Here is a 17,129-nt window from a genome sequence, read left to right as displayed (position 1 = left end):
TGAACGTCTGGTACTGGGGTGCGAACGGGCAGTCCGAGGAACTGTTCGCGGGCGGCCCGAGCACGACGACGTCGTTCGCCAACGCCACCGTCGAGACGAATACCACGTACCGAGACGGGCAGTGGACGCTCGTCGCCGAACGAGAGCTTCGGACCGGCGCGGTGAACCGAACCGCGTTCTCGACCCGACAGAACGTCGACGTCGCGTTCGCCGTCTGGAACGGGTCGAACATGGAGCGGTCCGGTCGAAAGGGCGTGAGCGAGTGGCACCACCTCGCGTTCAGCTCAGAGTCGGGCGGCGCGCCGTTCGAGACGCTGCTCTGGACCGTCGCTGGACTCGCCATCGTCGTCGTCGTCCTCGTCACCGTTTCTGCCGTTCGGAGGACCTGATAGTATGACTGACACCACAGACCACACGCTCGCCGACGGCGAGCGACCGCAGGAAGGCGGCGTCGTCATGGACTGGCTCCGAGACGAAAGCATCGAAACCAGCGCGGCAGCGCGCGGTGGCGTCTACGCCCTCCTCGCGCGCTCGTTCATCGACCCGGACGGTGAGTTCTACGCCGCCCTCGCGGACGGTCGGCTCAACGCGCAACTCCAGTCGTTGCTCGACGCGAGTGGGTTGTCGGTCGACGCGCCATCATTGACGACCGACGACGACCACGACATGCTCGCGGCGCGGTACAACGACCTGTTCGTCATCGGCTTCTCCGAAGTGCTCGACCCGACGGACGGGACGGTATCCTCACAGGATCCGCCGGTCCCGCTGTACGAATCCACGTATCGGTCGGAGGTTTCGTGGAACGACGTCAACCTCGATCTCGCACGGGCGTACGAGTATTTCGGCGTGGACGTGGACGAATCGGACCGTGACAACCACGACCACATTCGGTTCGAACTCGAGTTCATGGGGTATCTGTGCCGCCGAGAGGCCGCCGTCGACGCCGACGTGGCTCGTGCTCGTCTCGATTTCCTCGACAGGCACCTCCGCGTTGCCGCGAACGGTGTCGCAGACCGACTGGCCGACGAGCCAGGAACCGGGTTCTACGGCGCGGTCGCGACGCTCCTCGAACGGTTCACCGAAGCCGACACGGAGGAGTTGGCGGCACGCCTCGACGGAGGAGGAGGATGAGCGGCCGAACCGAACGCGGCGGGGTGGAATCGCTCTTGCAACCAGTCGGCGACCGCATCCGAGCGGTCGCCGACCGCTCGCCGCTGTCAGCCGACGTGGCTGCTGGCATGCTCGCGCTCACCACCGCCGGAGCCGCAAGCGGGATTCGAATCGGGCGGAATGCGCCCACGTCGTTGCCCGCCGTCGTCGGCGAGATGACTCCGACCGTCGAGATGATGGCGCTCCTCGGTCCGGCGTTCGCGGCGTTCGTGCTTGCGCTGGCGTCCGAGACCGAACTCGAACGAGCGGGCTTCCTGTTCGTCGCGGTGTTCGGTGCGCTCGCGGCTTTCACCCCGGCAGTAGCGATTCCCGCACTGGTCGCCATCGTCGGCGGTAGCGGCCTCGCCGCCACCGCCCGCCTCGGCCACCCACAGGGGTATCGAGCGATTCGTCGCACGGTCGTCGTGCTGAGCGTCCTTTCCGCGGTCGTCGTGTCGCTCGGAAGTGCGACGGGCGTGCTCCCCGCTCGCTTCCGACCAGCGGGTTCGACGCTCGCGTTGGTCGGTCTCGCCTGCACGCCGGTTTTCACCCGGCCGCGCTGGCCCGACTGGGCAATCGGCGGTGCGGTCGGTGGCCTCCTCCTGAACGCGGGACTCGACGCCCCGTTCGTGACCGGTGCTGCGACGCTCGTCGGCCTCGCGGCCGTCGGCACTCCGTTCGCCGTCACGGTTCTCGGCGTCGCGGCCGGGACGGTCACCCTGTCGAGTGGACTCCGCTCGCAACGTCCCGCCAGCGGGCTGGGAGCGGGACTGTTGCTCGTCGCTGGCGTTCCGGCGACGATTCCCCGAGCGATTGCGGTCGTGCTCGGAGTGGCGCTCATCGCCCGATCCGTAGGAGGTGACGCACAGTGAGAGACCCCGAGGAAGCGACCGACGGACCAACGGACCCGCAAGTCCACCCCGAACAGAGCCCCGGTTTCGGTGAACACCCGGAAGGGTTGTCCGACATCGAAGTGAGTCGTGACGTCACCATCGGCGAGGCGTCGAAGCGGGAACTCGCTGCGAGCGACGTCACGCCCCTGGTGGCCGAATCGGTAGCGACGAAGCTAGAAACGCTCACGAGCGGTGATGCGGTGGAACGGCGGCGCGCAGCCCTCGCACTCGGGGAGGTGTCCTGCTCGGACCTCGTCGTGGAGACGCTGTTGCGGGCCGGGCGACTCGACGACGAGGCCGACGTCCGGCAGTTCGCCGTCGAATCCCTCGCGAAACTCGGCGGGGAACGAGCCGAGGAGGGTGCCATCGCCATCAGCTACGACGACGACCCGTGGGTTCGGGCGGAGGCGTTCGTCGCCCTCGACCGACTCGACAGCGACGCCCACGCCGACCGTATCGAGGAGGGACTCGCCGACGACCACCACGCCGTCCGTCGCAACGCGGCGATTTCGCTGTTCAAGCTCCGTGGCGAGGATTCGCTCGAACACCTCCTCGAACTCGCTGCCGACCCGAGCGAACGCGTTCGAGAGTGGGTCGCACACATGCTGGGCGGCATCGACGACGACCGAGCGACGGCCACCCTGGAGGCGTTCGTGAACGACGCCGACGAACCGGAAATCGTGCGGAACACTGCCGCACGAGCACTCACCGTCGACCCGGGAACGTTCCGCCGACAGTTCGGTGGCCCGCTCGATGAGATGACGACCGAACTTCCCGGCGAAGACGTGTTGAACCGCCGACCGAACTTGTGACGACTACCGAAACATGTCTCAGAATCACTCGAATCTCACGGACCGAATCGAAGCGGAGTTACGCAAGGTCAGAGACCCGAACCTCGACCTCGACGTCTTCGACGCCGGAATCGTCGAGAACATCGCGGTCGAAGACGGCGACGTGACCGTCGAGGCCGACCTTTCGGACTTCCGACCACAGGAAAGCGACGCCCTCATCTCGACCGTTCTGCATGCCGTCTCCTCGGTCGACGGGGTCGACAGCGCACACGTCGAACACGCCGCACCCACGACTGAAGGCCGGGTGACCGGCGTCGCGGACGTGGATACCGTCATCGCCGTCGCGAGCGCGAAGGGAGGCGTCGGGAAGTCCACCGTCGCCGCCACCCTGGCGTGTGCGCTCGCGGACACGCGGAATGTCGGCCTCTTCGACGCCGACATTCACGGCCCGAACGTTCCCTCCCTCCTCGACGTCAGCGGCCCGGTGTACTCGGACGACGACGGCAATCCGCTGCCGATAGCGACGAACGGCCTCGAAGTCATGAGCATCGGCCTCATGGAAGACGGTGCGCCACTGGCGTGGCGGGGGGCGATGGCTCACGACGCGCTCACCGAACTGTTCGAGGAGACGGCGTGGAAGGACCGAGACACGCTCGTCATCGACCTCCCGCCTGGGACGGGTGACGTCGTCTTGACGACGCTGCAAGAAGTTCCCGTCGACGGCGTCGTCTTCGTGACTACCCCGTTCCACGCCGCCGTCACGGACACGGAACGGAGTATCGCACTTTTTCGAGAGAACGATGTACCAGTGCTCGGAACCGTCGTGAACATGGAAACGTTCACTTGTCCGAGTTGCGGTGACGACCACTCGTTGTTCCCCGACCACTCACCCCTCGACGGCCTCGACACGCCGATTCTCACGCGACTGCCGTTCACCAGCGACCTCCAGACGACGCCGAAACCCGGCATCGTCGCGGACGAGACGCGCTCGCTCGCGGAGCGCGTCGAGTCGCGACTGGACGAAATCTGGCGCGTCTCGGTTCCGGACGACGCGGTCGACCTCCGAGACGTGCCGCCGAGCGAACGTTACGACCGGGTAGAGACGGCGTTCAGCGACTGCCGACCCGGCGAGGAGTTCGTCCTCGTCAGCGACCGCGACCCAGCGCCCGTCCGGGGCTATCTCGCAGACCTCGCCGATGTTTCGACCCCTAGAGAGGCATTCGAGCAGTTCGACGTGAAGCGGCCGAACCCGAAGACGTGGATACTCCGGACGCGATACCCGACGCAGTGACCTCGCGGGCGATTACGTCGAGTTCTTTTCCTCCGCCGTGACGGCTTCGTACACCGTCTGCCGGTCGCCGAAATAGGCGGGTGCGTCGTTGTCGGCCTCGAATGTGACCACGCGGTCCATCTCCATTCGTCCGTCTTCGATCTCGGAGTCGGACTCTGTGGCCAGCTCGGTACATCCGACGACCAACTCCTCGAAGGCAGTGATTCGTGCCTGCTTGGCTTCCACGAGCGTCTGCTTTTGTTCGACGGTGGCTTCTCGTTCTTCGAGCGTCGTGACGTCGACGAGCATGTCGCGGTCGGCGACGTGGCCGTCCTCGATCACGTCGGTGACGTCTTGTACTGGGGCACAGGGAACCTTGCCTTCGAGCGCGGCGCACACGTCGTCTGCGGTGTATTCGGCCGTCCACGCGCCGTGTTGTTCCGCGAGCAACTCGCGGTGTTGCAGTCGGTCACCGGTGGTGGGGTAGTCGGCGGCGAGGTCGGGACGCTCCATCGCCTCGCAGAGCGGCGTCCAGTGGTTGTCGCCGAAGGCGGCGATGACGACGTAGCTGTCGGTCGTTTCGAAGGCGTTGTAGGGAAACAGCGTCGGGTGGGAGTTCCCGCGACGGTCCGGTATCTCGCCCGTGTAGGAGTGCTGGTAGACGGTGCGCTCGCACAGGGATTTCATCGAGTCGTACATCGCGGTGTCGACGTATTGACCCTCGCCGGTTCGGTCGCGGTGGTGGAGTACGGCGAGGATACCGATGGCGTTCAGGGTCGCAGTGAACAGGTCGTCGATGCCCGGGCCGACCTTCGTCGGCGGGCCGTCTTCCCTCTCGGTGATTTGCATACTACCATGGGAGACGCGAGTATTATCGTCAGATCCCCGATCGAACCTGATACAGGGAGTGAGCGATTCCTCGATGAAACAGGGATCTACACCACTAAGAGTGGATTCATCAAGCAGGAAGGGGGCGTGTTAAGCACATATATGAGTGCTTCCAACAAGATATATGAGCTATGGCGCCGAATTGATAGTCATGACCGAGGATGGGACACCGGCGTCTAACGCAGGTGAACAGTGGCAGGCCGATCGGACGACGTTCCAGCGGGTGTATGATATCCTCGTTGGAACGTACGATCCAGCGTCGGCACAACAATTTGCCGAGTGGGCCGACTGTTCTGAAAACGGTGCCCGGCAAGCACTTGAGCAGTTGTCGGAGATGGGGATTGCCGAACGAACCGACACGCGACCAGCGATGTATCAACGTAATCCCTCGTACTTCCGCTGGAAGCGTGTAGAACAACTAGCTCGTGAACACACGTCGAGCGACCTTCGCGCACGAATCGATGACCTCATCGAGGAGGATCAAGCCTACCAAGCAGAATATGGCGTCCCCGACCCGGATGCAGTGATCACTCCTGACGATGCGGTTGATAATCATGAGACGTTACACGAACGCTTGGATGACCTCACAGAGTGGCGAACGATTCGTCGCGACATCGCCGTCCTCAAGCGGGCAGTCCAGCGAGCTGAGTCGACATTAGATGACCGAATGCAGGCCTGATCCGTGACAGAACGACCCGAAGGCCAAAGCGGGCCACTTGATATTCCAACACTTACTGTGCTTGCACAACGGGCAGCCACGCATCCACTGGTCAGTGACTGGCAGTTCCGGCCGGATTCGATCACACCGCGCGTTCTCGAATTGCAAGTGGATTCAGAGCAGTATCCACCGTCAGTTCAGGATGTCCGCGTCGATATTCGGTGGTTCGAAGGAGGGAACTATTCAGTCCATTACCTCGAGAGATGCGCAGGCGAGACGTGGCAATGCCGATGGGACCGACACCCCAAACCAAACGCACCGAAAGAACACTTCCATCCACCACCGACTGCAGAAGACATCGTTGAACCCTCACCGCTGGATGCCGATCACCACCTGGGTGTTCTTTTTGGTGTCCTCGACTGGATTGGTGAGCGAGTGCAAAACCACCACGATACATAAACAATCGGTACGCCACCTTGGCATATCAGCAGTTGGTAATCAATCCGACTGTATTTCTGGGACCCTCGAAAGCCCCCGCATGATCGACAGCTGTGCCTCGCTGCTTCTCACTGCGTTGTGGTGCTTATGTCGGCTTGCATGGCGAGCGCACGGCCCCTTTCAATCCCACCCGGTTCGGGTAATCGAACTGGCAACCTCACTGTTTGACTGGTGATTCTCTCCGGTTCGCCCCGCTCGCCGCGTGCCGCCTTCCGGTGAGCACAGCTCACCGACGTCCCACTCACTGCGTTCGCGGGATCTCCGCGTCGCTCGCGACCGACCAGTCCGGGCATGCGGCCTCCGGCCGTTCCGGGCATCTGGTTTCGACGCCAGCACCAAGCGCACTTTCGGTTGCGTCTCCCGCTGGTCGACGGACACGAAACCGGCTTGTGTGCTGGCCGCTCGCGTCGGGCGGGTCGCCGCGCGGTGCTGGTACTGTCCTTTCTATGGCGCGCTCGCTTCGCGCCCACAGGATGCTCGCGAAGGCGCAAGCGAGCGCGCGGGAGAATGGATGCGTTGTGCAGTGTAGAGACGTGACTTGTGTAGGAGTGAGTGTCGGAAAAGACGCGGTTGTGGACGCGCCTTCGGGACAAGATTCCCAATGAGCAGTAAATACACTATCGAGAAAGGAGTTTCGGTTGACGAACAGGCAATTGAATGTGACGAAGAGCGATTCGAGCGGGTTGAAGAAGCACCCGAGCTGCGGCCGTCGGTCGAACAGACGATCCAAGGGAAGGTAGATACGAATCATCCCGATGGGGTTGGACGTGGACTGACGTTGGCGGCAGAAGAGCGGTTGGTGGCACGAGAGACAGAAATCACACGAACGCGAGAGCGGTGGGATCGATCCCAAGATTCGAAGCGGGAAGCACAGTGTCGGCGAGTGGCGGAAGCAGTGAGCCGAGAGCGGCGCTGTGCGTTCCAAGAGCGAGCGGCAAGTGTGGATCCGTGGTGTGACCCAGAGAGAAGAGACCCTCGTGAAGAGTTGGCACAAGAGCAGCTGGCGGCGGTGAACAAACAAGCGATGCGATTGGCGACAAAACTCGAGGGGTGGTCGCGGGCAGCGATCAGCCGGCGATTGGCTGAACGCGTCGTGAATGGGACAGGCGTGATGAGTGCAGTCGTCGGGGTGTACGAGGAATTGCGGACGGCCCCTGGGCAGGTGATTCCGATCGCGGATGTGCAGGACGTGAATCGGAAGGAAGTGAGCATCGAAGGACAAGTTACCCAGCTTTGGACACCTAGGAGTCCGAAGATTCAACAGGTTGGACTGATCGAAGACGACAGTGGTCGTCTCAAATTCACTGTGTGGCGTGCGTCGCAGAAGACAATGGTTCACGAAGGAGAGACTGTACAATTGCGGTCAGTCGCAAAGAACTGGTACGACGGGCGCGTCTCGGTGGCAGTGACTGGCTGGAGCGGTATTCACAGTCCCGAGCGCGGTCGCTGGTGGGAGTAGCCGGGGAGTGTAGGCTTCTTTTTTATTGTGTGCCGAACCAACCCAGACCCCGCCACCCCACCCTCCGCTCCGTGCTCGCGTCGCTGTGCGCGCAGCCACGACCGACGTAATAGTTCGTTGCGTTCTGCACTAGCAGGAGATAGTCAAATCCGGTGAATGCCGAGCGACTGTCCAGTGTGCTGTGACAAGGTTGAACTGGAGTGGTTGCGGCCAATGGACTGTCTTCCGTGAATCAGCAGTGAGACTGTCAGTGGGAGTGAGATAGTGGGACTGTCGATGAAATCCCAAATGATTGTGGAAGGAGAGAGCGTCTCCCGGTAGTGTACGGCTGATTTACTCCGGAACTATGGTGTGGTAATAGTGGGCTGTCAGGCTGGTGCTGGTTGACTGTGCTGTTGGAATTCACTTGCACGACGGGGTGGTTCACGTCAGAGTGGGCACTGTTTCTGCTTGGCCGACTGTCCTCCGGTCGGATAACAGTATCTCACAACAGCGGCGCAAAGGACAGTAGAGGAGACGAAAAACAGAGTCATTTTTTATCATGTTTCTCGCCAAGTCAACAAAACTCCTTTACAAAACCCACACTAATGGGTAGCAACGAGAGCCGAGCGCTCTATACAACACTATGCAAGGACAAAATCAACAGCAGGCATATGATCGAGGCACGTCAATTTTCTCCCCGGATGGTCGACTCTATCAAGTTGAATACGCCCGCGAAGCGGTCAAACGGGGCAGTGCCTGTGTCGGCATTCGGACGACTGATGGTGTGGTGCTCGCAGCAGAAATCATCACCCGATCACCGCTGATGGAATCATCGTCCGTCGAAAAGCTCCATAAGGCCGACACGCACATCGGGGTTGCATCTGCAGGCCATGCTGCTGACGCTCGCCAACTGGTCGACAAAGCACGGCAGCATGCACAAGTTGAGCAATGGCGGTATGATCAACCAATTAGTGTCGATACGCTCACCACCGCAGTCTGTGATGATATCCAAGAATATACGCAGAAAGGTGGCACACGGCCATTTGGTGTCGGGCTTCTTATCGGTGGAATTGACGAAGACGAACCGCGACTCTTCGAAGTTACGCCGGCTGGGACAACGTTCGAATGGAGGGCAACTGCAATTGGTGCGAAGAGTGAGGGCCTGCAAGCCACTCTCGAAGAACAGTATAAGGACAATCTATCGCTTGACGATGGCATTCAGGCAGTTCTTCGGGCGCTTGATAGCGTGAAAGACGATGAGCTCTCAGCAACGGACGTCAGTGTTGCAACCATCGACACGGATTCAACCCGGTACAAGAGCGTCGAAGAGGAAACAGTTGCAGAACACCTTCGTGGCCTTTCACCGGCTGATGAGTGAACATAGGTAGTAGATCAATCTGGAAATACAATTTTCTCTCACGGGTTCTTCCATGAGTTTTTTGGACAGCATGTAGGCGACGCTTTTGAGGATCGTTTGTGGTTCGTATGAAATACTAACCACCACAGGCTCTAAACGTGAACCAGGAGCGAAAGCAAGGGCTCAAACAGAAAGCAGCACCCCGTGAAAATCTTCCTCGTATCTTCTCCTTATCGCGAGAACTACTTAAATGAGAATTGGTTACTGGCCGTCGCCCTCCTCGACATGGAGTGATCCACCGTACTCACCACAACTGTATTGCTCGGGGTTACGAACGGTCTTCGAGCGTCGATACCGGGCACTCCGACCGCCGCAGCCCTCGCACACCAGCCACCACTTTGGCGCGGTGAAGCGCTCGCAGTGCTACGAGGTATCGAGGGAATCGGGTGAACGTCACACCGTGGTCAGCTTCACCGAACTCGTGGTACTACCAGGTGTGGAGCAACTTACTAGCGCACCCAGAGTTCAGTAGTAAATTACTAGCAAGAGATCTTTTTCAGGCAGAAACTACGAATAGATCGCTGCCAGTATAACTAACTATGAAAGGTGCGTACCTGAACTGCCGAGTAGCACTTCGAACGGGGATGATCGGCATTAAAAGCTCGGCGCTCGGGACGGTGGCACTATTTCCAGATTGACGACCACCTCTCGAGTTCATTCGGTTTCATGGAATTTGGTCGACAATTGACAAGGATTGTATCGTACCGAACAGAGGGTCGTACTTCGTGACCCCTGCCTGTCATTGGGCTGGGTGTGAGACCTTTCAGTCGATCGCTTCGACCGGCAGATCCAGGAAGTGCTCGGTCGCGACGTCGATGAGTCCGAAAGTATCACCGCAGTATTACCCGATCGATAGGAGAGTGGGATTAAGGCTGTGAAGAGCTGTGGTCGGCGAAACCCGTTGTGATTTCTTATCATATGAGAGTAATCCGAGATCAGCAAAGAGTGGAATATCAATGTGGTATAACCGAGCCCGAACCCGTTTTTTGTTGACAGTCTCTAATTGGCAGTGATCAGTACTAGCTATCTCTCTCACCAGAGCCTCTGTAAGCTCGGAGAGGGAGACTGAGCCGTGATCTCGTACCTGCGCAAGGAGAACCCGGCGGTGGTAAGGGGCTACAGCGGCTTCGATATGGTTTGCCATGAGTTCTCTCGTCTGGGTAGGGACTCAGGAGTAATATCGAAAGAGCCGAACAGTGTTGGTACTTTCAATAGTAAGGTTGAACACGGGTGGTACGTATGCGAGAGGTGCGACATGGTGGCGAACCCGGATGTGAATTGGTCTGTCTGTGCGCGGTTCTGTGCCGTCTCGTCAGCTTCAAGCACTGCAGAGTTACTCCATTAGGTATCTTCTTGGAGTTTACTGCGCTGGATTTTCCCCGTCACTGTCGTTGGGAATTCTTCAACGAACTCAATAGCCCGCGGGTACTCGTACTTTGCCAACCGCTCTTTGACGAATGCCGCGATATCCTCTCGCAAGTCATCGGATGGTGTTTGACTGCTCAGCAATTTCACATACGCTTTGATAATCTGCCCACGTCCATCGTCTTCGACACCTACAACTGCAGCATTCTCGACAGCTGGGTGTTCAACTAACGTATCTTCAACTTCTGCCGGACCAACACGGTAGCCAGATGTGATGATGACGTCGTCTGTGCGCGATTTATACCAGAAGTAGCCATCGTTATCTTTTTCTGCCAGGTCACCTGTGAGCATCCACTCTTCGACGAACGTGTTATCCGTCTTCGTCGGATTGTTCCAGTACTCTTTAAACATGACCGGGTCGTTTGAGGGCAATTTCTCCCACCTTCCCTATACGGATGAGTACTGCTGTGTAAAACTGGAACCAACAGTGGTTGTCCCAATAGAGAGGAACACAAATGACCGATACAATCGATTCCTGGAGGTATGGGAAACCACAACATGAGGTTCAGTCGACTCCACTAAACGAACAACAGTTCTATGGTGAGCCCCAGCACGAAATACCGGGTCCAACCAACATCGAACTTCGAGAGTCTGTTACGTATCTCCTTCTCTGGGAATACTACGCGGAGAAACAGCGACAGCAGGAAATCAGAACAAAACGTCCGATACTCTACTCACGATAGCCAAATGGGATCGTCACCAAAGCGATGGATACCAAACTGGGGTATACTCCTCTAATTCCTCCACAACAGCCGATTCGCGCGACCTAGGCGGCGAGAGCATACGTATCATGCTCTGAGAGCCGTACTTCCCCACGAAAGGACAGCTAGTAATCATACAGAGATCTTAACCGCGTAGGAACAGTTTATAAATAAAGACATGTTACGTCCCAACCATCGGAATAAGCGCGATACGACGACGGAGCGGAGTACAGATGAACGAGAGGGCGTACAAGACTGTCCCGAGTGTGAATCAAACACACTTCGTACGAGCGCAGATGGCAGTGAAATTGTCTGTGAGAATTGTGGTTTGATTATCGAAGAGGAGTCGATCGACCGTGGGCCGGAGTGGCGGGCATACACACATCGAGAACATCAGAACAAGTCTCGAGTCGGCGCGCCAATCACCCAAACGATGCACGATAAAGGTCTCACCACAACTATCGATTGGAAAAACACGGACGCATCCGGTCACTCGCTCTCCGCTAAAGTGAGAAACACGGTGTGACGTGGAAGTCCTACGAGCCACCCTCGGAACAGAACAACGGGAATGCCCGACGCAAGCGACTCTACATCGATCTCGACATGTGGGACGACAACTGACAATCCCGTTCAACCCGTGACGGTCAGCACAAGGATTCGACTCCCTCGGCGAGTCCTTACCCGATTCGGTGCGATGAGCAACTTTCCTGGGAAACCGGGAAGGGGGTGGACTCGTTCACCTGCTAAGCTGCACACAGCAGGTGGGTGAACTGGTTCATCACCCCAATCGGGTCTCATCCGCCACGAATACAGCCGAAGAAACCACCATCATGGCTGACGGTTGAGCACCTCCGGCGGACGGAGGTGAGAAAAACGATTCGACTACTGGAAAGTAAACTTGTTTTTGTGGTGTTTTTGCGGTAGAAGGCTGCTCTTCACCGTCTGCTGGAGAACCGTGTTACACTCGGTGGAGGGATGAACGAGTTCACCACTTCCGTATGTAGACACCAGGAACGGCCACGATTGGTCGAGGAAACCATACCCTCACGAACGTCTAAAGAAATGTGAATATCGTTGTACGCTTCGAGGGCTTCCAGTACCGATTTTCAGGACTGGTCATCGTCTTTTCCTAACGCCGTGATGATACACATGTAAAAAGTTAAAGATAACGAATTTGTGGACAATTTTTATATACTAAGTCGTTGTCAAACCAACCGACGATATTCCAAAGATAGCAAATGAAGAGGGAGCATCGCTGAATTTTACAAACTACAATATCAGCAAAATGACTATAAATGACAGAATACCTAAAAGAAACGGAATACCTGAGCGGAAATACGTGCGTCATCACTGGTGCTTCACGAGGAATCGGAGCGGAAATCGCAAGAGATCTCGGTTACCACGGCGCAAATGTCGTTGTGAACTACCGATCTTCTGAAAGCGAGGCGCTTGAAGTTACAGAGGAGATCAAAGCCGAAGGAGGTAGTGCAATCCCTATACAGGCAGATGTGACCAACAGAGAAGAAGTCGATGAGATGGCAGAACGCGTCCGTGACACGTTTGGTTCTGCTGATGTGCTAGTAAACAATGCAGGAGTCACCGTGGATCGAACATTCAAGAATATGACGCCTGAGGACTGGAATCACGTCGTCAACGTCAACCTCGGCGGCGTTTTTAATTGTACGAAAGCCTTCTACGAGGATATCAAAGAATCGCCACAAGGACGCCTCATCAACATCTCTAGCGTCGTTGGGCAACAGGGCAATTATGGCCAAGCAAACTACGCAACCACGAAAAGTGGAATCTTTGGCTTTACTCGAACACTTGCTCTCGAATTAGCAAACTCGGGATCGACGGTTAACTGTGTGGCTCCAGGATTCACGAAGACGGACATGCTCGCAGATGTCGACGAGGAAATACAGGACAAGATCCGTAATCGAATTCCGCTCAATCGATTTGCAGAAGTTGAAGACGTCTCCGGCGTTGTTCGGTTCCTGGCGAGCGAAGAGTCATCATACATGACCGGCCAAATCCTCGGTATCAACGGCGGCATGGAGTGGTGAACAGACAGAAAATTAACACAGTTTCACGGAGAAACCTCGAGATGACCGTGTCTTTTTCCGTTTTAGGTGAAAGCAGGCGGGACAATAGAGCCTACGTCTTCAAAAGTACCCACCAATTGAAGTGCAATCGAGGTGATAGAGAGGATAGCGATGTACGAAAGCATACTCGTGCCGACTGATGGAAGCAAAGGGGCAAACCGGGGAGTGGAACACGCTATCGATCTGTCCGAAAAATATGATTCGAAGCTTCACACACTTTTTGTCGTCGATGAAGGAATCTATGGAGAGACACCAGCCATGAGCAGTGAGGAACTGTTTCTTGAACAAATCCAAACGAACGGGGAAGAGTTACTCGAACGAGTCGTTTCGAAAGCCGGTAAAAGGGATTTGGATACGACAGCCGAATGTCTCAGAGGAGTTCCGTACGAGGAAATCATAAAGTATGCGAATGGAAATGATATCGACTTGATCGTGATGGGAAAACACGGTATCTCAGCACACGGATCGACCCACGTTGGAAGCACCACAGAACGAGTAATGAGATCCTCGGAGATTCCTGTTTTCACCGTTTGAGTCTGAAATCCGATAGAGTTTCAATCGACTTTCCGAGGCAGGATTACCTGGACGCCTCTACTTGAGTCGCCTCATTGACCCACTTGCGCACGGTTGCTTCAGAAATGTCAGTTTCTTCTGCAAGGCGATTTACATCGGCGTTTGCGAGCGTCGCCGGGCTTTCGATACCGGCGTCCCGCAATCGTTCAGCATACGCCGAACCAATCCCGGGAATGTCCTTGAGATCTGCCTGATTTACTGACCGCTCCGTGTACCATTCACTGACTTCGGGCCACAGTTTTGTATGAGAGCTAGAGGAAACGGATAAGCCGATATGTCCTGTTGGGAATTCAATGATTGAGGTATCGTCACTCGCGATCACACCATTGAACGGCTTGCTGGCTTCTGGAGGGATTAGATGATCGTACTCCCCGACGATCTGAAGAACAGGCATATCGATGTTGTTCAAATCGATATGCTCACTACCCAAATAAAGTTCATTCTCCGCTAATTTATTATCTTGATATATGTCTTCTATGAATTGACGGTATGTTTCACCAGCGACATCGATCCCATCACCGATCCACTTTTCCATTCGGGCGAAATTCTCGACCATCTCGTCGTTTTCGATGTTATCGAACAAACGGACGTACTTAGTGACGAAGTTATCGACGGGATCCATGAGCGCAAATCCGACATCGAGAAATTCCGAAGGGACGTTCCCAACTGTCTCCGTAATTGCCTCTGGAGAATAATACTCTTCGTCCCCCCATTGTTCGAGAACACCACCGTCTCCATCGAAGCACAGTCCGGCAGCCATCAGTCCAAGGTTTCTAACTTTTTCTGAATACAAAGACGCATACATGGCGCTCATCGTCCCACCCATACAGTAGCCAAGAATATTTATCGCATCCTCACCGGAGCGTTCGCGGACCACATCGACGCAATTGTCGATGTATCGATCCACATAGTCGTGGAGTGTGAGGTGTGCATCAAGTTTCGATGGCTCGCCCCAATCAATCAGATACACATCAAATCCTTCGTCGAGCAGCGTTTTGACCACGCTACGATCCGGTTGTAGGTCTAGAATGTACGGTCTATTGATCAACGCATAAACGATGAGAATCGGAACGTCGTGTTGCTCGTCCGTCGTTGATTCGTAGTGATTAAGAGTGAGCTTGTTCTCGGAGTACACCCTCTCGCACGGAGTCTGACCGACTTCGACATCCATCATTCGTTCGGTCTGCTCTGGGAGAACAGTGCCCCGTTCCATGATATCGGCTGCTTGTTCCCACTGCTGACGCTGCATGTCGGCGATAAGTGTAAAGGGGTTCATTCACTCTCGATCTCTTCGAGGACTTGATCCAATTTCTGTTCGATTTCGTGTTGGCGGCGTTCAACTTCGAGTAAGCGCTCCGCGACTTCTTGAATATCGCTTTCCGTCGGAAGGCCAAAGGTACTGAGTGTCTGTTCAGTGGCTTCGTCGACAGTCTGCTTGTATGCCATCGAGTTCTCGACGGATTCGCCCGTCATCGAGGAAAATGCCGAAGTAGTTGTTACTTCCTTGAATGCATCGTTGGCCGCCTTCAACCAGATATCACGGAACTCATCGATGGGGACCTCTTCGCCCTCGAGTGCGTCATTGATTCGCTCGAATTGTTTTTGAGCGGCATTCATCCACGCTTCATACGCACCAACGTACCCTTTCATTCCGTCTTCTGTTATTTCGTCTAATTCTTGGCTCTCGAATGCGTTCATCCAAGAATCGACAAAGGCGGTTTGTGCTTCGACGTTCCGCTCAAGGGATTCGAGGAACGCTTCGTTCATTTCTCCCATATACTCGTTCCAATTCTCAGAGGGGTTTGTCATGGATGATTGTTATGAGTCGAGGTGGCAAAAATGTTGTTACGGGCTATTCGATCTCAACGTCAGTCGCATCGACGACAGTCTCGGACTGTTCTTCGAACTGTTCGCTTGTCTTCATAGCTATCTCAACGGAATCATTAATGAAGGAAAGTAATATTTCGTTCATGTCGTCCGAGACTTCCGTACCGGCCTCGATATTGCGCTCAGCCGACTCCCAGACATCGGTGTGAATGTCGCTCAACGCATCGAACTGATCATTGATCGTTTCTTGAAGATCGGTAAATGCCGTCGAGTCCGTTGGTGTCGTCGCATCGGCTACGTTGAGGGATGTCTCGGTAGCCGATTTCCAGGCATCAACACCTTTCTCTTGAGCCGATTTTTGACTCTCAACCGCCTTGACGAAGGATTTGCTCATTTCATTCTGGACTTCGATAGATTGTTCGATCATCTTCTGATTTTGTTCTATCGACTGACGCTGCAGTTCGAACATCGGGGCAAATGGGTTGTTATTCATGGGTTTCCTCTGACTGATTTTTGATGGGGATGACGATTGTCTGGACGATGTCTCCTTCAGCGATATCGAGCGCTTCTCTCTCGGCATCCGGGATACTAATTCGCCCGCCACTCTGGACGCGAGTTTTGAAGATCGCGGTTTCACTCCCGAGAGATTTGATCTTCGAGAGCTCATCATCTTTCGCACTAGCGTTTCCGGATACCATCCGCTTCCACATATCCACCTGCTGCTCTGCTACATCCTCACTCGCCTGTTGCAATTGGTTTGCAAACAGCGCGGGTGGCCACATGGTCTGGTCGTCCTGATTCGTCATCTTCGACCGGTAGTACGAGACTCTATTGTAAAAATCTACCCCTGAAAGACACTCAGTGGTGAGAATCACCATTGAATGGTTTCGAGTGGTACTTTCCACTGGAGTTCATAACTGATGAGATGAGATCATTCATTGAGAACTCTGATGGACAGATCGACGACATCAGAACAAGATTCATCGCAATGAAGACTGGCGAGTAACGAGAGTAGTCTTGCGTCTGTGATCCATCTTGTGCTGATTAGAAGCAAGGTGCTCTGTCAGGTAGTAACATGGCCAATAATTATTATAGATGGCTTCTCGAAGTCCTGATTGTGGAGAAGGAGAATGTCCATTGTCGACACGTTCATCAAGCGGTACCGCTCGAAGAAACCAGAAAAACCACTCTATGAATGCGTTGTATGTGGTGAAACAGCCTCTGCGGCGACATCCCATATCGTCTGTCCCGAGTGTGGAGGAAAACTCGAACGAATCGAACTTGTGCATCGAGAGTAGCTCTCACTCTCGAATTCCGAATATTTCCTGCTGTCAGACGTGATATTATTGACTAGTATCAGTAAGCCGGAGCTTCCCCCTCAACCTCGTAGAGATGGCCTTTCACATTCCGACCTCTCTATTCGATCGAACAGTAGAGTTGTAAACGCCGAAATTATTATTAATATGCTCCACCACGTACACTTTAGTTCGGATACT

16 protein-coding genes and 2 pseudogenes are annotated in these 17,129 nt (G+C 55.7%); 12 read left to right on the top strand and 6 right to left on the bottom strand.

Annotated elements, in window-relative coordinates; translation table 11 throughout:
- The 5 genes from BG842_RS03875 to BG842_RS03855 form a co-directional block, all read left to right on the top strand.
- Nucleotides 1-389 (top strand): ethylbenzene dehydrogenase-related protein (locus BG842_RS03875; RefSeq protein ID WP_254662874.1); only part of this gene is annotated, 389 nt, incomplete at its 5' end.
- 67 nt (nt 390-456) lie between these two features.
- Entirely contained in the window at nt 457-1,131 is a 675-nt protein-coding gene (locus tag BG842_RS03870) for a molecular chaperone TorD family protein (protein ID WP_069449756.1), read from the top strand.
- Nucleotides 1,128-2,021, top strand: coding sequence for a hypothetical protein (locus BG842_RS03865; protein ID WP_069449751.1), 894 nt, complete (start codon nt 1,128-1,130; stop codon nt 2,019-2,021). The genes BG842_RS03870 and BG842_RS03865 overlap by 4 nt, the downstream gene beginning before the upstream one ends.
- Nucleotides 2,018-2,854 carry a HEAT repeat domain-containing protein gene (locus tag BG842_RS03860; protein ID WP_069449750.1) on the top strand — a complete coding sequence of 279 codons (837 nt, stop codon included), beginning with the start codon at nt 2,018-2,020 and terminating at the stop codon, nt 2,852-2,854. Before BG842_RS03865 ends, BG842_RS03860 begins: the two co-directional genes overlap by 4 nt.
- Before the next feature lie 13 nt (nt 2,855-2,867).
- Nucleotides 2,868-4,124: a P-loop NTPase gene (locus BG842_RS03855; RefSeq protein WP_069449749.1), complete on the top strand. Its 1,257-nt coding sequence runs from the start codon at nt 2,868-2,870 to the stop codon at nt 4,122-4,124.
- Nucleotides 4,125-4,397: 273 nt separating this feature from the next.
- On the opposite strand, the pseudogene BG842_RS03850 reads toward BG842_RS03855, so the two are convergent.
- Nucleotides 4,398-4,958: pseudogene (locus BG842_RS03850) on the bottom strand (CoA transferase); the annotation flags it as partial.
- Between the two features lie 184 nt (nt 4,959-5,142).
- Between BG842_RS03850 and BG842_RS03845 the strand changes: the two are divergent.
- The 3 genes from BG842_RS03845 (at nt 5,143) to psmA (ending at nt 8,966) form a co-directional block, all read left to right on the top strand.
- Nucleotides 5,143-5,670 carry a hypothetical protein gene (locus tag BG842_RS03845; protein WP_069449747.1) on the top strand — a complete coding sequence of 176 codons (528 nt, stop codon included), beginning with the start codon at nt 5,143-5,145 and terminating at the stop codon, nt 5,668-5,670.
- Nucleotides 5,671-6,748: 1,078 nt separating this feature from the next.
- Nucleotides 6,749-7,606 carry a DNA-binding protein gene (locus BG842_RS03840; RefSeq protein ID WP_069449746.1) on the top strand — a complete coding sequence of 286 codons (858 nt, stop codon included), beginning with the start codon at nt 6,749-6,751 and terminating at the stop codon, nt 7,604-7,606.
- 625 nt (nt 7,607-8,231) lie between these two features.
- Nucleotides 8,232-8,966 carry an archaeal proteasome endopeptidase complex subunit alpha gene (psmA, locus tag BG842_RS03835; protein ID WP_069449745.1) on the top strand — a complete coding sequence of 245 codons (735 nt, stop codon included), beginning with the start codon at nt 8,232-8,234 and terminating at the stop codon, nt 8,964-8,966.
- Nucleotides 8,967-10,346: 1,380 nt separating this feature from the next.
- On the opposite strand, the gene BG842_RS03830 is transcribed toward psmA, so the two are convergent.
- On the bottom strand, nt 10,347-10,802 hold the full coding sequence (locus BG842_RS03830; protein WP_254662873.1) for an AMP-binding protein: 456 nt from the start codon (nt 10,800-10,802) through the stop codon (nt 10,347-10,349).
- A 507-nt stretch (nt 10,803-11,309) separates the two neighbouring features.
- Between BG842_RS03830 and BG842_RS27075 the strand changes: the two are divergent.
- The 3 genes and pseudogenes from BG842_RS27075 to BG842_RS03820 all read left to right on the top strand — a co-directional run.
- Nucleotides 11,310-11,648: pseudogene (locus BG842_RS27075) on the top strand (TFIIB-type zinc ribbon-containing protein); the annotation flags it as partial.
- A 778-nt stretch (nt 11,649-12,426) separates the two neighbouring features.
- Complete coding sequence (locus BG842_RS03825) at nt 12,427-13,194, top strand: beta-ketoacyl-ACP reductase (RefSeq protein WP_069449743.1); 768 nt, start codon at nt 12,427-12,429, stop codon at nt 13,192-13,194.
- 150 nt (nt 13,195-13,344) lie between these two features.
- The gene (locus tag BG842_RS03820) at nt 13,345-13,767 is read left to right on the top strand and encodes a universal stress protein (protein ID WP_069449742.1); all 423 of its coding nucleotides are present in this window, start codon (nt 13,345-13,347) and stop codon (nt 13,765-13,767) included.
- Nucleotides 13,768-13,810: 43 nt separating this feature from the next.
- On the opposite strand, the gene phaC is transcribed toward BG842_RS03820, so the two are convergent.
- From phaC to BG842_RS03800, 4 genes are read right to left on the bottom strand one after another with little or no spacing between them, the layout of a single operon-like run.
- Entirely contained in the window at nt 13,811-15,082 is a 1,272-nt protein-coding gene (phaC, locus tag BG842_RS03815) for a class III poly(R)-hydroxyalkanoic acid synthase subunit PhaC (RefSeq protein ID WP_069449741.1), read from the bottom strand.
- The gene (locus BG842_RS03810) at nt 15,079-15,615 is read right to left on the bottom strand and encodes a poly(R)-hydroxyalkanoic acid synthase subunit PhaE (protein ID WP_069449740.1); all 537 of its coding nucleotides are present in this window, start codon (nt 15,613-15,615) and stop codon (nt 15,079-15,081) included. Before BG842_RS03810 ends, phaC begins: the two co-directional genes overlap by 4 nt.
- Nucleotides 15,616-15,658: 43 nt before the next feature.
- Nucleotides 15,659-16,126, bottom strand: coding sequence for a hypothetical protein (locus tag BG842_RS03805; RefSeq protein WP_069449739.1), 468 nt, complete (start codon nt 16,124-16,126; stop codon nt 15,659-15,661).
- Nucleotides 16,119-16,439, bottom strand: a complete 321-nt coding sequence (locus BG842_RS03800) for an AbrB/MazE/SpoVT family DNA-binding domain-containing protein (protein WP_069449755.1) — start codon at nt 16,437-16,439, stop codon at nt 16,119-16,121. The genes BG842_RS03805 and BG842_RS03800 overlap by 8 nt, the downstream gene beginning before the upstream one ends.
- A gap of 324 nt (nt 16,440-16,763) precedes the next feature.
- Here BG842_RS03800 and BG842_RS32935 point away from each other — a divergent pair, with 324 nt between their 5' ends.
- Nucleotides 16,764-16,931 (top strand): rubrerythrin-like domain-containing protein, encoded by a 168-nt coding sequence (locus tag BG842_RS32935; RefSeq protein WP_139136008.1) that lies wholly within the window; start codon nt 16,764-16,766, stop codon nt 16,929-16,931.
- Nucleotides 16,932-17,129 lie beyond the last annotated feature (198 nt).

Source organism: Haladaptatus sp. W1 (assembly GCF_001723155.1).
In the GTDB taxonomy this organism is placed as follows: domain Archaea; phylum Halobacteriota; class Halobacteria; order Halobacteriales; family Haladaptataceae; genus Haladaptatus; species Haladaptatus paucihalophilus.
This window is presented reverse-complemented; position numbering and strand designations above follow the sequence as displayed.

What these genes read in the sequence shown, in the direction of transcription:
- BG842_RS03870 (WP_069449756.1), top strand. Translation starts at nt 457, where the DNA reads ATGGACTGGCTCCGAGACGAAAGCATCGAAACCAGCGCGGCAGCGCGC.
- BG842_RS03865 (WP_069449751.1), top strand. Translation starts at nt 1,128, where the DNA reads ATGAGCGGCCGAACCGAACGCGGCGGGGTGGAATCGCTCTTGCAACCA.
- BG842_RS03855 (WP_069449749.1), top strand. Translation starts at nt 2,868, where the DNA reads ATGTCTCAGAATCACTCGAATCTCACGGACCGAATCGAAGCGGAGTTA.
- BG842_RS03845 (WP_069449747.1), top strand. Translation starts at nt 5,143, where the DNA reads ATGACCGAGGATGGGACACCGGCGTCTAACGCAGGTGAACAGTGGCAG.
- BG842_RS03840 (WP_069449746.1), top strand. Translation starts at nt 6,749, where the DNA reads ATGAGCAGTAAATACACTATCGAGAAAGGAGTTTCGGTTGACGAACAG.
- psmA (WP_069449745.1), top strand. Translation starts at nt 8,232, where the DNA reads ATGCAAGGACAAAATCAACAGCAGGCATATGATCGAGGCACGTCAATT.
- BG842_RS03825 (WP_069449743.1), top strand. Translation starts at nt 12,427, where the DNA reads ATGACAGAATACCTAAAAGAAACGGAATACCTGAGCGGAAATACGTGC.
- BG842_RS03820 (WP_069449742.1), top strand. Translation starts at nt 13,345, where the DNA reads ATGTACGAAAGCATACTCGTGCCGACTGATGGAAGCAAAGGGGCAAAC.
- phaC (WP_069449741.1), bottom strand. Translation starts at nt 15,082, where the DNA reads ATGAACCCCTTTACACTTATCGCCGACATGCAGCGTCAGCAGTGGGAA.
- BG842_RS03810 (WP_069449740.1), bottom strand. Translation starts at nt 15,615, where the DNA reads ATGACAAACCCCTCTGAGAATTGGAACGAGTATATGGGAGAAATGAAC.
- BG842_RS03805 (WP_069449739.1), bottom strand. Translation starts at nt 16,126, where the DNA reads ATGAATAACAACCCATTTGCCCCGATGTTCGAACTGCAGCGTCAGTCG.
- BG842_RS03800 (WP_069449755.1), bottom strand. Translation starts at nt 16,439, where the DNA reads ATGACGAATCAGGACGACCAGACCATGTGGCCACCCGCGCTGTTTGCA.
- BG842_RS32935 (WP_139136008.1), top strand. Translation starts at nt 16,764, where the DNA reads ATGTCCATTGTCGACACGTTCATCAAGCGGTACCGCTCGAAGAAACCA.